At 69.6% G+C, this 15,117-nt stretch carries 12 protein-coding genes; 9 read left to right on the top strand and 3 right to left on the bottom strand.

Annotated features, from left to right (window positions below):
* Positions 1–558: 558 nt before the first annotated feature.
* Positions 559–1,101 carry a transcriptional regulator NrdR gene (gene nrdR, locus ACFUO4_RS10330; protein ID WP_383482076.1) on the top strand — a complete coding sequence of 181 codons (543 nt, stop codon included), beginning with the start codon at positions 559–561 and terminating at the stop codon, positions 1,099–1,101.
* Positions 1,102–1,264: 163 nt separating this feature from the next.
* Entirely contained in the window at positions 1,265–4,159 is a 2,895-nt protein-coding gene (locus tag ACFUO4_RS10325) for a vitamin B12-dependent ribonucleotide reductase (protein ID WP_079310144.1), read from the top strand.
* A 117-nt stretch (positions 4,160–4,276) separates the two neighbouring features.
* On the opposite strand, the gene ACFUO4_RS10320 is transcribed toward ACFUO4_RS10325, so the two are convergent.
* Positions 4,277–4,810 (bottom strand): TerD family protein, encoded by a 534-nt coding sequence (locus ACFUO4_RS10320; RefSeq protein ID WP_383482073.1) that lies wholly within the window; start codon positions 4,808–4,810, stop codon positions 4,277–4,279.
* Between the two features lie 148 nt (positions 4,811–4,958).
* Here ACFUO4_RS10320 and ACFUO4_RS10315 point away from each other — a divergent pair, with 148 nt between their 5' ends.
* The 3 genes from ACFUO4_RS10315 (at position 4,959) to ACFUO4_RS10305 (ending at position 7,261) form a co-directional block, all read left to right on the top strand.
* The gene (locus ACFUO4_RS10315) at positions 4,959–5,564 is read left to right on the top strand and encodes a YdbC family protein (protein WP_079310142.1); all 606 of its coding nucleotides are present in this window, start codon (positions 4,959–4,961) and stop codon (positions 5,562–5,564) included.
* A 119-nt stretch (positions 5,565–5,683) separates the two neighbouring features.
* Positions 5,684–6,343 carry a histidine phosphatase family protein gene (locus ACFUO4_RS10310; RefSeq protein ID WP_079310141.1) on the top strand — a complete coding sequence of 220 codons (660 nt, stop codon included), beginning with the start codon at positions 5,684–5,686 and terminating at the stop codon, positions 6,341–6,343.
* Positions 6,344–6,355: 12 nt separating this feature from the next.
* Positions 6,356–7,261 (top strand): ADP-ribosylglycohydrolase family protein, encoded by a 906-nt coding sequence (locus ACFUO4_RS10305; RefSeq protein WP_383482068.1) that lies wholly within the window; start codon positions 6,356–6,358, stop codon positions 7,259–7,261.
* 318 nt (positions 7,262–7,579) lie between these two features.
* Here the strand turns inward: ACFUO4_RS10305 and ACFUO4_RS10300 are convergent, their stop codons facing one another.
* Complete coding sequence (locus ACFUO4_RS10300) at positions 7,580–9,127, bottom strand: MFS transporter (RefSeq protein ID WP_079310139.1); 1,548 nt, start codon at positions 9,125–9,127, stop codon at positions 7,580–7,582.
* Between the two features lie 187 nt (positions 9,128–9,314).
* On the opposite strand from ACFUO4_RS10300, the gene ACFUO4_RS10295 reads away from it, so the two are divergent.
* The 3 genes from ACFUO4_RS10295 (at position 9,315) to ACFUO4_RS10285 (ending at position 11,460) form a co-directional block, all read left to right on the top strand.
* Positions 9,315–9,938, top strand: coding sequence for a TetR/AcrR family transcriptional regulator (locus ACFUO4_RS10295; RefSeq protein ID WP_079310138.1), 624 nt, complete (start codon positions 9,315–9,317; stop codon positions 9,936–9,938).
* 116 nt (positions 9,939–10,054) lie between these two features.
* Entirely contained in the window at positions 10,055–10,756 is a 702-nt protein-coding gene (locus ACFUO4_RS10290; protein ID WP_383482064.1) for a ribonuclease HII, read from the top strand.
* A 68-nt stretch (positions 10,757–10,824) separates the two neighbouring features.
* Positions 10,825–11,460 carry a hypothetical protein gene (locus ACFUO4_RS10285; RefSeq protein ID WP_383482061.1) on the top strand — a complete coding sequence of 212 codons (636 nt, stop codon included), beginning with the start codon at positions 10,825–10,827 and terminating at the stop codon, positions 11,458–11,460.
* Positions 11,461–11,948: 488 nt separating this feature from the next.
* On the opposite strand, the gene ACFUO4_RS10280 is transcribed toward ACFUO4_RS10285, so the two are convergent.
* Positions 11,949–12,581: a hypothetical protein gene (locus ACFUO4_RS10280; RefSeq protein ID WP_383482058.1), complete on the bottom strand. Its 633-nt coding sequence runs from the start codon at positions 12,579–12,581 to the stop codon at positions 11,949–11,951.
* A 308-nt stretch (positions 12,582–12,889) separates the two neighbouring features.
* Here ACFUO4_RS10280 and ACFUO4_RS10275 point away from each other — a divergent pair, with 308 nt between their 5' ends.
* Positions 12,890–15,049 carry a RecQ family ATP-dependent DNA helicase gene (locus tag ACFUO4_RS10275; RefSeq protein WP_383482055.1) on the top strand — a complete coding sequence of 720 codons (2,160 nt, stop codon included), beginning with the start codon at positions 12,890–12,892 and terminating at the stop codon, positions 15,047–15,049.
* Positions 15,050–15,117: the final 68 nt, after the last annotated feature.

Genomic DNA, 15,117 nt, shown 5'->3' with positions numbered 1-15,117 from the left:
CCCCTCTCGATGGTCTCCCTGTTGGACAACGGTAGTTGCTTTCGAAAGGTTGCGCCAAACACACGTTCGAGTGAAAAAGTCCGGTTCGCCTGACGTGATCATGTGCCTGGGTGTATAGCCAACGCGGCGCCTGGCGGACAAAAGGGCCCTTTGTTGTACTCTTCACCGCCGGGTGATGACCTCGTGGGTTGTTGACCCAGTCTGCCATCCGGCGTCCCGTCAACCGGGATGCGGCCCTCATCTGCGCGGGAGTCCCACGCACTCTCCGTGTGGCGCCCACGGTATCTCCGCATGCGCCGCAGCGGTACGCCTGTGCACGGCCATGTCCCGCGGGGCGCCTCGGGCATACGGCACATGCCAATACGAGAGCAACACGCGCGTACGGCGTGTTTGCGGTGACGATCCCTACATCTAGTGCTTGGATTGCTACAGCAGCCCAGAAGTTGTGGTCCCCCGGGTCTTCACGGCCTCTGAGATCGCCTATGCTTGGGGCTGCTTCGAGGGGCCCATGGGCCCCAGCGAGGCTATTGAGTCTGCTGTGAGGAGGGTTGGGAGTTCATGCACTGCCCCTTCTGCAGGCACCCCGACAGCCGCGTCGTCGACAGTCGTACGACCGACGACGGCACGTCGATCCGCAGGCGCCGCCAGTGTCCGGACTGCTCCCGTCGTTTCACGACCGTGGAGACGTGTTCGCTCATGGTGGTCAAGCGGTCCGGAGTCACCGAGCCTTTCAGTCGTACCAAGGTCATCAACGGCGTGCGCAAGGCGTGCCAGGGACGGCCTGTCACCGAGGACGCTCTCGCCCAGCTCGGCCAGCGGGTCGAGGAGGCGGTGCGAGCCACCGGAAGCGCCGAGCTGACCACCCATGACGTGGGGCTGGCCATACTCGGCCCGTTGCAGGAGCTCGATCTCGTCGCGTATCTGCGATTCGCCTCCGTCTACCGGGCGTTCGACTCGCTCGAGGACTTCGAGGCCGCGATCGCGGAACTGAGGGAGGCGACGGGGCGTCCCGACGGGGACGCGGACGTGGGGAGCCAGGAAGACGACCGCGGGTCGGGAGAGGCCGTATCGGTCCCCGAGCCCGCGGGTGCCGCCGACTGATCAGTGGGGCGGCCCGGTCGTCGGAGACCGGGTCGGCCGGACGGCGGCGACGAAGACCTGTTGCGGGCGGTAGCGAGTGGGTGCCCGCAATACAAGACAGAACACCGTGCCACGGGAACATCGGGGCACTTCAGGGCGTTTTCGCCCGTACCAGGGAGGCGGCATGACAGAGACGGCGAGCGGTCCGGCACGAGGTTCCCGAGCCAAGGGCGCCAAGGCCACCAAGGGGCTGCGTATCGAGCGCATCCACACCACCCCCGGCGTGCACCCGTACGACGAGGTCCAGTGGGAGCGTCGTGACGTCGTCATGACCAACTGGCGCGACGGCTCGGTCAATTTCGAGCAGCGTGGCGTCGAGTTCCCCGACTTCTGGTCGGTGAACGCGGTCAACATCGTCACCAGCAAGTACTTCCGCGGTGCCGTGGGCACCCCGCAGCGCGAGACCGGCCTCAAGCAGCTGATCGACCGCATCGTGAAGACGTACCGGAAGGCCGGCGAGGACTACAAGTACTTCGCTTCGCCCGCCGACGCCGAGATCTTCGAGCACGAGCTGGCGTACGCCCTCCTGCACCAGATCTTCAGCTTCAACAGCCCGGTGTGGTTCAACGTCGGTACGCCCCAGCCGCAGCAGGTCTCCGCCTGCTTCATCCTGGCCGTCGACGACTCCATGGAGTCGATCCTCGACTGGTACAAGGAAGAGGGCATGATCTTCAAGGGCGGCTCCGGTGCCGGCCTGAACCTCTCCCGGATCCGCTCCTCCAAGGAGCTGCTGTCCTCCGGCGGCAACGCCTCGGGGCCCGTCTCCTTCATGCGCGGTGCCGACGCCTCCGCGGGCACCATCAAGTCCGGTGGCGCCACCCGCCGCGCGGCCAAGATGGTCATCCTCGACGTCGACCACCCCGACATCGAGGACTTCATCGAGACCAAGGTGAAGGAAGAGGAGAAGATCCGCGCCCTGCGTGACGCGGGCTTCGACATGGACCTGGGCGGCGAGGACATCACCTCCGTCCAGTACCAGAACGCCAACAACTCGGTCCGCGTGAACGACGAGTTCATGAAGGCCGTCGAGCAGGGCGGCAAGTTCGGCCTCCGCGCGCGGATGACCGGTGAGGTCATCGAAGAGGTCGACGCCAAGGCCCTGTTCCGCAAGATGGCCGAGGCCGCCTGGGCGTGCGCCGACCCGGGCATCCAGTACGACGACACCATCAACCACTGGCACACGTGCCCGGAGTCCGGCCGTATCAACGGCTCGAACCCGTGCAGCGAGTACATGCACCTGGACAACACGTCCTGCAACCTCGCCTCGCTGAACCTGATGAAGTTCCTCAAGGACGACGGCAAGGGCCACCAGTCCTTCGACGTCGAGCGCTTCTCCAAGGTCGTCGAGCTCGTCATCACCGCGATGGACATCTCCATCTGCTTCGCGGACTTCCCGACGCAGAAGATCGGTGAGAACACGCGCGCGTTCCGCCAGCTCGGCATCGGCTACGCCAACCTCGGCGCCCTGCTGATGGCGACCGGTCACGCTTACGACTCCGACGGCGGCCGTGCCCTCGCCGGCGCCATCACCTCCCTGATGACCGGCACGTCGTACCGGCGTTCCGCCGAACTCGCCGCGGTCGTCGGCCCGTACGACGGCTACGCCCGCAACGCGCAGCCGCACCTGCGCGTCATGAAGCAGCACGCCGACGAGAACACCAAGGCCGTCCGCATGGACGACCTGGACACGCCGATCTGGGCCGCCGCCACGGAGGCCTGGCAGGACGTGCTGCGTCTCGGTGAGAAGAACGGTTTCCGTAACTCGCAGGCGTCCGTCATCGCCCCGACCGGCACCATCGGTCTCGCCATGTCCTGCGACACCACCGGCCTTGAGCCCGACCTCGCGCTGGTCAAGTTCAAGAAGCTGGTCGGCGGCGGCTCGATGCAGATCGTCAACGGCACCGTCCCGCAGGCCCTGCGCCGCCTGGGCTACCAGGAGGAGCAGATCGAGGCGATCGTCGCCCACATCGCCGAGCACGGCAATGTCGTCGACGCCCCCGGCCTCAAGCACGAGCACTACGAGGTCTTCGACTGCGCCATGGGCGAGCGCTCCATCTCCGCGATGGGCCACGTCCGCATGATGGCCGCGATCCAGCCCTGGATCTCCGGCGCCCTGTCCAAGACGGTCAACATGCCGGAATCGGCGACCGTCGAGGAGGTCGAGGAGATCTACTTCGAGGCCTGGAAGATGGGCGTCAAGGCGCTCGCCATCTACCGCGACAACTGCAAGGTCGGCCAGCCCCTCTCCGCCAAGACCAAGGAGAAGGAGAAGGCCGAGGTCACCGCCAAGGCCGAGGCGACCATCCGCGAGACGGTCGAGAAGGTCGTCGAGTACCGCCCGGTCCGCAAGCGCCTCCCCAAGGGCCGTCCCGGCATCACGACGTCCTTCACGGTCGGCGGCGCCGAGGGCTACATGACCGCCAACTCCTACCCGGACGACGGTCTCGGCGAGGTCTTCCTGAAGATGTCGAAGCAGGGCTCCACCCTCGCGGGCATGATGGACGCCTTCTCCATCGCGGTCTCGGTCGGCCTGCAGTACGGCGTGCCGCTCGAGACGTACGTCTCGAAGTTCACGAACATGCGCTTCGAGCCGGCCGGCATGACGGACGACCCGGACGTGCGGATGGCGCAGTCGATCGTCGACTACATCTTCCGCCGCCTGGCGCTGGACTTCCTGCCGTTCGAGACGCGCTCCGCGCTCGGCATCCACTCCGCCGAGGAGCGTCAGCGTCACCTCGAGACTGGTTCCTACGAGCCGACCGAGGACGAGGTCGACGTCGAGGGCCTGGCCCAGTCGGCGCCGCGCGCCCAGGAGCTGAAGGCCGTCGCCACGCCCAAGGCGGAGGTCGAGGCGGCCAAGCCCGCCCCGAAGCAGGCCCACACCAGCGCCGAGCTGGTGGAGATGCAGCTGGGCATCCAGGCCGACGCCCCGCTCTGCTTCTCCTGCGGTACGAAGATGCAGCGGGCCGGTTCCTGCTACATCTGCGAGGGCTGCGGCTCGACCAGCGGCTGCAGCTGATCGCTCACGCGTGAGTGACATGTGAGGGCGGTGGGGCCGGTTCCGGCTCCACCGCCCCTTGCGTGTCGGCGTGCTCTTGCGTGACGGCGTGCTCTTGCGTGTCCGCCGGCCGCGAGGTCAGGGCTGATGCGCCTTCCCCATGGCCGAGGTGAACCCCGCGGGATCGTCCTCGAAGCCATGGATGCCCGGACGGAACTCCCAGGTCCCGGAGCCGTCCCGGACGAACTCCGCGACGGTCGCCGCCGTGGCCCCGAGCACCGTGCCGAAGTCGTCCTCGGTCAGGACGGTGTAGCCCTCACGGATGCGTAGTCCCGGGTTGGCCACGCCGACGAACGTACGCTCCTCGGAACGCTGCTGGATGACGACGCCGACCACCACGCGCGCGTACCGGCTGTCGAGCCGGTCGAGCTCCAGCGTCATGACCTCGTCCCAGCCGAAGCCCTTGCCGTCCTTGCTGTCCCGGTTGAGGTACATGGTGCCGTCGGGGGAGCGGCTGTCGAAGTGCACCACGTAACCAGGGGGGCCGTACGGGTCGCTCGCCGGGTAGGGCGCGGCGACGATGTCGAGGTCGGTGGCCGCGTGGCCCGCGGGACTCGGGTCCCACTTCAGCGCGACTTCGACCTTGCGGATCCCCTTGTTGAGGCCGTTCACCAGGCTTCCCCTTCCCCGTGTGTCGCGGCCCGAACTGCCTTGAGGTCAGGGCCGGTTGTCCATCCTGCCACGCGCTCGCCACCCCGCGCGGGAGAGATCTACGCCGGAGCGTGACCGACGCCACGCTGCCTGGCCTTACGATGGCGCGGTGCTGGTCAAGTGGATTCGCTGCACCGTGGTGGACCGCCGCGGCTTCGAGCGGGGGCAGCGAAAGTGGGCGGGGCTACTCGGTGAGCCGGGGTTTCGGGGACAGGGCGGAGGCTGGAGCCGGGGGCGGACCGGAGTGGCGCACATCTTCTCCTTCTGGGAGAGCCGTTCGTTCTACGACTCCTTCATGGCCCGCTCCCACGACCGGCTGGCATCCGCACAGTCAGGCACGTTCAAGGACGCGCAGGTCAAGCTCTTCGACTATCGCTTCGACGTGAAGACGGGCTTCGAGCCGCGCTTCACCGACGCCGACCTGGTGCGCGTCGCGCACTGCCGGGTCCACGAGGAACGGGCCGAGCACTTCACGCTGATGCAGGAGAAGGTCTGGAACCCGGCGATGGCCGGCTCGCCCGGCATGATCCGCGGCCTGTTCGGCGAGGCACCGGGCCACGAGTTCCTCGTCCTGTCGATGTGGAAGTCGGCCGCCGAGCACGGCAAGTACCGCACGGAACGTGTCGAGCGGTTGGCTCTGCGGGCCCAGCTCGAGGCCGACGTGGCCGCACTCACCGGAGACATCGTGGAGCTCGAACCGACCTGGACGGTCTGAGATCCGGACCCGCCGCGCGTGAGTCGTTGTGAGGCCTGTGGTGCAGGAAATGTGTGACCTACGCCGTATGGAGGCCGTACGGGTGCTCGTTCAGGCCTGACCCGATCTAGGGTTTTGGCATGGCACGACCACGGCGCATCGTCCTTGTCCGGCACGGCGAGTCAACGGGCAATGTTGATGACACCGTGTACGAGCGTGAGCCCGACCACGCGTTGGCGCTGACCGAGCGGGGCTGGCAGCAGGCGGAGGAGACGGGCAAACGGCTGCGCGAGATATTCGGCCGCGAACGCGTCAGCGTCTACGTGTCGCCGTACCGCCGCACCCATGAGACCTTCCGCGCCTTCCACCTCGACCCCGAGCAGGTACGCGTGCGTGAGGAGCCGCGACTGCGCGAGCAGGACTGGGGGAACTGGCAGGACCGCGACGACGTACAGCTGCAGAAGGCCTATCGGGACGCGTACGGTCACTTCTTCTACCGCTTCGCTCAGGGTGAGTCCGGCGCCGATGTCTACGACCGGGTCGGCGGATTCCTGGAGAGTCTCTTCCGCAGCTTCGAGGCCCCCGACCATCCACCGAACGTCCTGCTGGTGACCCATGGCCTGGCCATGCGCCTGTTCTGCATGCGCTGGTTCCACTGGAGCGTGGCGGAATTCGAGTCGCTGTCGAATCCCGGGAACGCCGAGATGCGGATGCTCGTTCTCGGTGACGACGGCCGGTACGCCCTTGACCGGCCCTTTGACCGCTGGCGAGATCCGGAACCGTACGGGATCACCGGATAGAGTGGCAGAGCGATGACCGCTGACTCCTCTCCCGATGGGCGCCTGGACCGCGCCCTGTCCAGCCTGCGCGGGCTCGCGGTGGGGGACGCGCTCGGCTCACAGTTCTTCGTGCCGGTGAACTACCCGCTGCTCAAGCGCCGCGAGCTGCCGTCCGAGCCCTGGCAGTGGACGGACGACACCGAAATGGCCTGCTCCGTGGTGGCCGTCCTGGCCGCCCACCACCGCATCGACCAGGACGCGCTCGCGCAGTCCTTCGCCCATCACCACGACTTCGACCGCGGCTACGGCCCGGCGGTCAATCGCCTCCTGCGACTGGTCCGCGAGGGCGGCGACTGGCGTGAGCTCGCCGCCGGACTCTTCAACGGACAAGGGTCCTGGGGCAACGGCGCCGCGATGCGGATCGCCCCGTTGGGCGCCTGGTACGCGGACGACCCGGAGCAGGCGACCCACCAGGCGGAGATCTCCGCCTACCCCACGCACCAGCATCGCGAGGCCGTGGTCGGTGCCATGGCGGTCGCCGCGGCGGCCTCGCTGGTCGCGGCCCCCAGCGGCCCGCCCACTGCGGAGGAGCTCCTCGACGGGGTCGTCGCGCTCGTCCCGAAGTCCGCCGTCGGCGCGGGTCTGCGCCGCGCCAGGGACATGCTCGACTACGGCGACGCGAGCACCGTCGCGGCCGTGCTGGGCTGCGGACGGCGTACGACGGCTCATGACACGGTGCCGTTCGCGATCTGGTCGGCCGCCCGGTCTCTCGGTGACTACGAGGAGGCGTTCTGGTCGACCGCCCAGGTCGGTGGGGACGTGGACACGACCTGCGCCATCGTGGGCGGCATCGTCGCCTCGGGGAAGGCGGGAGCGCCGCCTGCCGAGTGGGTGGGGCGGACCGAGGCGCTGCCGGAATGGATGGCGGTGCCCGGCTGAGCCGGCCCCGCGCGGCAGCGGTGTCGATCTCCGTCCGATGGGCGGGTCCGGCCGATCACCCGGTGCGACGAAAACTCTCCGTGCAGGGTGGGAACTCTGCGTAACCGATCGTGCGTTGTCGTGGTATCCGCTGTGTGACCCATGGGCACACGCGGCCAGGGTCGTACGAGGGGCGCGGGGGGTGACATGTACGGGATGTGGGCTCTGGTGGGTCTGCTGGCCCTCGCTGCGTGGATGACCGGACCGGCGTTCTCGCCCTTTGTCGTGCGGGGGAGGTCCGGGGCCGACCATCCACGGCTCTGCGTGAGCTCTCTCCGGTCAGCCGAGCCCGGGACCCGCCGTGCCCGCGAGGGCTTCCAGGTCGCTCTTGCGGACCCGGATGACCAGCCAAGCGGTGGCCAGGGCGAGTACGGCCATCGCGGCCGCCGCGACGAATCCCGTCGAGATGCCCTGCGCGAGCACCTCGTGGCCCCACGGCGCGGGCAGCTGGTGCGTCTTGGCGAACTCCGCCTTCTGCTCCGCCGTCCCGTCGGCCATGAAGTGGGGCAGTTGCTTCTCCGCCTCGTCCTTGCTGGCCGAGCCGAACACGGTGGTCAGGATGGACAGGCCGAGCGACCCGCCCACCTGCTGCGTGGCGTTGAGCAGTCCGGATGCCGCGCCCGCCTCGTGCTGGGCGACCCCGGAGACCGCGGTGATGGTCAGCGTGACGAAGTTCAGGCCCATGCCGAAGCCGAACACCAGCATCGGGCCGAGCACGCCTCCGGCGTACGTGCTGTCGGAGCTGATCAGGGTCTGCCAGAACAGACCGATCACCGCGAGGGCCGAGCCCACGAGCATGAACGGCTTGGGACCGAGCACCGGCAGGAACCGCTGCGACAGCCCCGCGCCGAGCGCGATCACGACCGTGACCGGAAGGAAGGCGAGGCCCGCCTCGATCGGGGTGTAGTCCAGCACGTTCTGGACGAAGAGGACGATGTAGAAGAACATGCCGAACATCGCCGCGGCCAGGCTCAGCATGATCACGTACGTGCCCGAGCGGTTGCGGTCGGCGAACATCCGCAGCGGGGTGATCGGTTCCTTCGCACGCGTCTCGATGAACGCGAAGGACAGCAGCAGGACGACCGCGGCGGCGAAGGACCCGATCGTCAGACCGTCCCGCCAGCCTTCGTCCGCCGCGCGGATGAAGCCGTAGACGAGCGAAGCCATGCCGGCCGTCGAGGTCAGTGCTCCGGCGATGTCGAAGCGGCCGGTGTGCCGTTCGGACTCGCTGATGTACAGCGGCGTGAGAACGGCGATCAGGACACCGATCGGCACGTTGACGAAGAGCACCCACCGCCAGTCGAGCCATTCGGTGAGCATGCCGCCCGCGAGCAGTCCGATCGCGCCGCCGCCCGCCGAGACGGCGGCGAAGACTCCGAAGGCCCGGTTCCGCTCGGGGCCTTCGGGGAAGGTGGTGGTGATGAGGGCCAGCGAGGTGGGCGACGCGATCGCGCCACCGACGCCCTGAAGGACGCGCGCCGCCAGCAACTGCCAGGGTTCCTGGGCGAGTCCGCCGAGCAGCGAGGCGAAGGTGAACAGCAGGATGCCGGCGGTGAACACCCGCCGTCGGCCGAGGATGTCGCCGGCGCGGCCGCCCAGAAGGAGCAGGCCGCCGAAGGTGAGCGTGTAGGCGCTGACGACCCAGGTGAGGTCGGTGGTGCTGAACTTCAGAGCGTCTTGAATGTGCGGGAGTGCGATGTTCACAATCGTCGCGTCGAGTACCACCATGAGTTGGCAGGCCGCGATGACGGCGAGCGCGATGCCTGGGTGTCCTTCCCGGCGCGCCGCACCTGGCTTCTGATCTTTGATCAACTGAGAGGTTGTCACTATGGGTCCCCCACAAGTGCGTTAGTGAACGCTCGCGTTCACTGTCGCGTCCACGGTAGTGAGTCCTCCATAGTGAACGCAAGCGTTCACTTAGATTGTGGGTGTGCGGCGTGTCCCCCCGTCGTCGTCGCGCGTCCTTCCCCTGTCCCCGGAATCCCCGCTTCCCCTGCTCGCTGGAGAAACTCAGATGGTTACCTCGCGCTGGACGGCCGCCCCCGCTCAGGCGGCCTCCCTCCGTCGGCGCGGCGCCGTGCTCGAGCGCGCGATCCTCGACGCCGCGCTGGAGCAGCTCAGCACGGTCGGCTGGAAGGGCCTCACCATGGAGGGTGTCGCCGCGGGCGCCCAGACCGGCAAGGCCGCGGTCTACCGCCGCTGGCCCTCCAAGGAGGACCTCGTCGCGGACGCGCTCAAGGCCGGACTGCCGCTGATCGAGGAGGCGCCGGACCTTGGAGGGCTCCGCGAGGACCTCCTCGCGCTCTGTCGGCAGGCGCGCGACGCGATGTATTCGCGTCCCGGCTTCGCGCTCCGCGCAGTGATTCACGAATGCGACGAAGCTCAGGCGGAGCGCTTCCACGGTGTGATCTTCGGAGGGGTCGTGGAGCCGACCCTCAGGCTGCTCGGGAAGGTCATCACCCGTGGAATCGAGCGGGGAGAGGTCCGTGCGGATGCCGCCAACAGGTATGTCTTCGACGCGATCCCGGCGATGATGATGTACCGCTCCAAGATGAGCGGAAGCGAATGGAGTGACCAGGAGCTGCAGGAGATGATCGACCAGTTCATGGTTCCGCTGCTGCGGCCGAGCGGTGACTGAGGGGGCCTTGCGAGGGCCGTCGGGCCGCCGGCCGAGGGGGCATCGGGCCCACCGTGACGCCACTCGAGGAACCAGGGTGTCGCCGGGTGATCCAGGCGGCGTACGCTAAGGGCGCCATGCCGTACGAACCGCCTACACACACCGTCGAGCGCTCCCTTCGCGCCACGACCGGAGCCAAGGTCATTGCCGGTGTCGACGAGGTGGGGCGCGGTGCGTGGGCCGGCCCCGTCACCGTCTGCGCGGCGATCACCGGACTGCGCCGGCCCCCTCGAGGCCTCACCGACTCCAAGCTGCTCACCGTCAAGCGACGCACCGAGCTTGCCGAGGAGTTGCGGACGTGGGTGACGTCGTACGCCCTGGGGCACGCCTCTCCGGAGGAGATCGACGCGCTCGGCATGACGGCCGCCCTGCGTCTGGCGGCGGTCCGCGCCTTGGAGACCCTGCCGATCCGTCCCGAGGCGGTGATCCTCGACGGCAAGCACGACTATCTCGGGGTCCCGTGGCGGGTCCGTACGGTGATCAAGGGCGACCAGTCGTGCGTGGCGGTCGCGGCGGCCTCGGTGATCGCCAAGGTTCAGCGCGACAAAATGATGGCCGAACTGGGTATCGACCATGCAGACTTCGGTTTTGCGGACAATGCCGGGTATCCCTCACCCGTGCACAAGGCCGCGCTGGAGGAGCGGGGACCCACCCCGTACCACCGGCTGTCGTGGGCGTATCTTGATGCGCTGCCCCAGTGGCGGCACCTCAAGAAGGTCCGCAGCTGGGCGGACGGACGCGTTCCGGAGATCGAGGGCCAGCTCGGCTTCGACTTCTGATCGTTCCGCTCGCACTTATGTGCCACCCGCCGACGCGAACCGCACCAATGTTTGATAAAAGTCAGCTCATGCCTCTCCTTCCCGAGGAGCCTCAGATTCACGAGAGTGCCCAGGGTCCCCGCGCCACTCCGGCCAGTGGCCGCACCGCGCCGACCCCCCGCCCCGTACCCGGCCCCCGGCCCGCGGCGCACCCGCGTCCCGGTCGTCCCGGCCCCCTCCGCCCCACGCCTCCGGTGCAGCGTGCGCCGCATGACGTGGCCGCCAAGCCCGGACCGTCGAGCCCGGCGCCCCGCGCCGCCGCCCCGGCCCCGGTGACCCCGCAGATCCAGCTGATCCCGGCCTCCGCCGACGGTGCGCTCGACGCCGCCGAGGAAGCCGTGGACCTGCTCCTGGACTCGGGCCGTGCCCCCGGTGACGTGCTGGTGATCACCACCGGCGAGCAGCACCCGTGGGCCACCCACGAGCTGTCCTTCGGCGAAGCCTCCTACTGGGCCCAGCACGACGCGGGCGACGACGTCTTCTACCTGGACGCCGACGCCGCGGGCCGTGCCGCCGCCCGCCCCGTCGTCGTGGTCGCCGTCAATGGCGGTGCCGACACCGTTGCCGCCACCGTTCTGCCCCTGGCCCACAGCCGGGCCGGCGCTCTGCTGATCGTCTGCGGCGACCCGCAGCAGATCAACTCGGTGCTGGGCGCGGGCGTCTGAGCCCGTACCGGTGAAGCCGGGGTGATGAGGGGGCCGCAGCGGCGGCTCCTGCACGGTGGGGGGTTTGTCGTGCGCGGACGCCTGGGAGCGGTCCGTGCGCGTGCCCTCGCGCAGGTCGGCTTCGGCGCGGCTGAGTGCTTCCCTGCGGTGTACGGGATCGGTGCGGCCCGAGTCCGGCGACAGCTCCGGGAAGGCTCCATCCTCTCTCGCGGTGAGCGGAGGGTGATCGGGCCTGCGCGGCTGCCCGGTGAGCTCGGGTTTCTCGCATGCGTGACTTTCACACCGTACGGCGTCCTGCGACGCCGCACGTTCGCCTGCGATGTCGTACGACGCCGTACGACATGAACGTACGGCGGGGCCGAGTGATCCCGTGCATCGGCGTCGAGGTGCCGAGCCCGTGATGGCCCCGGCACCCCCGTCGGTGGATGTCGTGGACGGGGCGACCGGTCGGTCGTACCGGAAGGCGCCTCAGGGCACCTTCCGGAGTCTCAGCGGGCTGCCGCGCGGCGCAGCACCTCTGACGCGGCACCGCCGGTGCGCGGCAGCGGGGGCGGTGCCTCGGACAGGGCGAAAGGTTCCGGCGCCGACGTGGAGTTGGGCCGGCGGCCGCCGCGGCCCTCACCGAGAACCTGCCAGCCGTCGCGGGTGAGCGTGATGTAGGCGCCGCAGCGCAGCCCGTGCAGCGTGCAGGCGTCGCGCAGCCCCCACATCCACGCGCCGTCCTCCTCCGTCCAACGCGCGTCGCCGTCACGGCAGTACATCAGCACGGCCGTACGCACGGGGGTGCGGCGGCGCAGGTCGTGCGGGATGACCCGGCGCAGCTGGGCGAGCAGCGCGTTGCGGAACATCCAACCGTCGGCCGGTGCCGGGCGGCGCGTGAACGAGGCGCTCGCGCGCAGCCGTTCGTCCGCATCGAGGACGGCGACGATCGCCGTCGCGGTCGTCGGACGATGCCGGGAGTGCAGTCCGCTGACGACCTCGCGGGGATTGCGCAGCAGGGGAATCCCGGCTGCGGCCCACTCCGCGGGTTCGAGCAGACGGGTGAGCGGGTTGGATGCGGCGGACAGGTCGGCAGACGTCGACGTGGATGCCGCCGAGGACGGAGCGAATCCGAAGGTCACGGTCCTCCCTTCGGCTACGCGCCCACACTGCGGGCGGGGTCGGATTCGGGGGAACGCACGCCGCAGCAGAGCCCTACCGGACCACGGGCGAGCCGTGCGGGGAGCGGAGTTCAATTCTTCCTGTCGAACTTGAATGCGGCAACGAGCAATTGGGGCCACCGACCGGTATCTGACGGTGTGTGGTTTATATCCCTACCCGGTGTTTCACCCTGCGACGCCAGACACACGCGCGTGCCTGACGCACGGGATGCCCGGTGTCACGCGTTGTGAAGTGGCCGATTGTCAGTGCCATCGGGTTGCATGGAGACATGGACAACCTGGAGCTCCGTGCCGAAGCCGATGCCGTCCTCGCCGAACTGGTCGGGGCCCCGCACGGCTCCGCGCGGTTGCGTGAGGACCAGTGGCAGGCGGTGGCGGCGCTGGTGGAGGACCGACGGCGCGCGCTGGTGGTGCAGCGCACCGGCTGGGGCAAGTCGGCGGTGTACTTCGTCGCCACCGCGCTGCTGCGCCGACGCGGCGCGGGCCCGACGGTGATCGTCTCGCCGCTCCTGGCGCTCATGCGCAACCAGGTGGAGTCGGCGGCGCGGGCCGGGATCAGGGCGCGCACCATCAACTCGGCCAACCCCGAGGAGTGGGACACCATCCACGAGGAGGTGGAGCGGGGCGAGACCGATGTGCTCCTGGTCAGCCCCGAGCGCCTCAACTCCGTCGACTTCCGCGACCAGTTGCTGCCCAAGCTGGCGGCCACGACCGGTCTGCTGGTGGTCGACGAGGCGCACTGCATCTCCGACTGGGGGCATGACTTCCGGCCCGACTACCGCCGGCTGCGGGCGATGCTCACCGAGCTGGCCCCCGGGGTTCCGGTGCTGGCCACCACCGCGACGGCCAACGCGCGCGTCACCGCGGACGTGGCCGAACAACTCGGCACCGGCGCAGGGGAGGCACTGGTGCTGCGCGGCCCGCTGGAGCGGGAGAGCCTGCGCCTCGGCGTGGTCCGGCTGCCGGACGCGGCCCACCGCCTGGCCTGGCTCGCCGAGCACCTGGACGAGCTGCCGGGCTCCGGAATCATCTACACGCTCACGGTCGCCGCCGCCGAGGAGGCCACCGCCCATCTGCGACAGCGAGGCCACCAGGTCGCCTCCTACACGGGACGCACGGAGAACGCCGACCGGCTCCAGGCCGAGACCGACCTGCTGGAGAACCGGGTCAAGGCACTCGTCGCGACCTCGGCGCTGGGCATGGGCTTCGACAAGCCCGACCTGGGCTTCGTCATCCATCTCGGCTCGCCGTCCTCGCCGATCGCCTACTACCAGCAGGTCGGCCGCGCGGGACGCGGTGTGGCCCACGCCGATGTGCTGCTCCTGCCGGGCAAGGAGGACGAAGCCATCTGGCGCTACTTCGCCGACACCGCCTTCCCCCCGGAGGCACAGGTCCGCCAGACCCTCGCGGCGCTGGCCGAGGCGGGCCGGCCGCTGTCCGTGCCAGCCCTGGAGGCGGTCGTGGACCTCCGGCGCACCCGGCTGGAGACCATGCTCAAGGTCCTCGACGTCGACGGGGCCGTCAAGCGCGTCAAGGGCGGCTGGATCGCCACCGGCGAGCCATGGGTGTACGACGCCGAGCGGTACGCCTGGGTCGCACGACAGCGCGCGGCCGAGCAGCAGGCCATGCGCGACTACGTGAGCACGGCCGGGTGCCGGATGGAATTCCTGCGCCGCCAGCTGGACGACGAAGGGGCGGCCCCCTGCGGCCGCTGCGACAACTGCGCCGGCCCCTGGGCCGACACGTCCGTCTCGACGGAGACGCTGACGGCGGCGACGAAGGAGCTGGACCGTCCGGGCGTCGAGGTCGAACCACGCCGGATGTGGCCGACCGGGATGCCCGCGCTGGGCATCGACCTCAAGGGCCGCATCCCGGCCAGGGAGCAGTGCTCCACCGGGCGCGCCCTGGGGCGCCTCTCCGACATCGGCTGGGGCAACCGGCTGCGCCCGTTGCTGGCCGAGGACGCTCCCGACGGCCCGGTCCCCGACGACGTGCTGCGGGCCGCGGTGGCTGTGCTCGCCGACTGGGCGCGCTCGCCGGGCGGGTGGGCCTCCGGCGCCGCGGATGCCGCCGCCCGGCCGGTGGGCGTCGTCGCCGTACCGTCCCTGGCCCGCCCCCGCCTGGTGGGTTCCCTCGCCGAGGGCATCGCCGGCATCGGCCGCCTGCCGTTCCTGGGCACACTGACGTACACGGGCCCGGGGGGTGCGCATGCGGCTCGGCGCAGCAACTCGGCCCAGCGGCTCAGGGCGCTGTCCGGCAGTTTCGCCGTCTCCGACGAGCTCGCCGAAGCGCTGGCCCGCACGCCCGGCTCCGTCCTGCTCGTGGACGACTACACCGACTCCGGGTGGACCCTGGCGGTCGCGGCCCGGTTGCTTCTCCGGGCCGGAAGCGAGCGGGTGCTGCCTCTGGTGCTTGCTGCGGCGGGCTGAGTCGCGTCGCCGGAGGCCACGCTTTGCGTGCGCGGCTCGGGAGAGGGTCAGTGGTGAGACAGCGCGGA

Origin of the sequence: Streptomyces sp. NPDC057280 (assembly GCF_042668605.1) — a bacterium.
Lineage (GTDB): Bacteria > Actinomycetota > Actinomycetes > Streptomycetales > Streptomycetaceae > Streptomyces.
The sequence above is the reverse complement of the archived record's forward strand: the minus strand, read 5'-3'. Positions and strand labels throughout refer to the sequence as shown.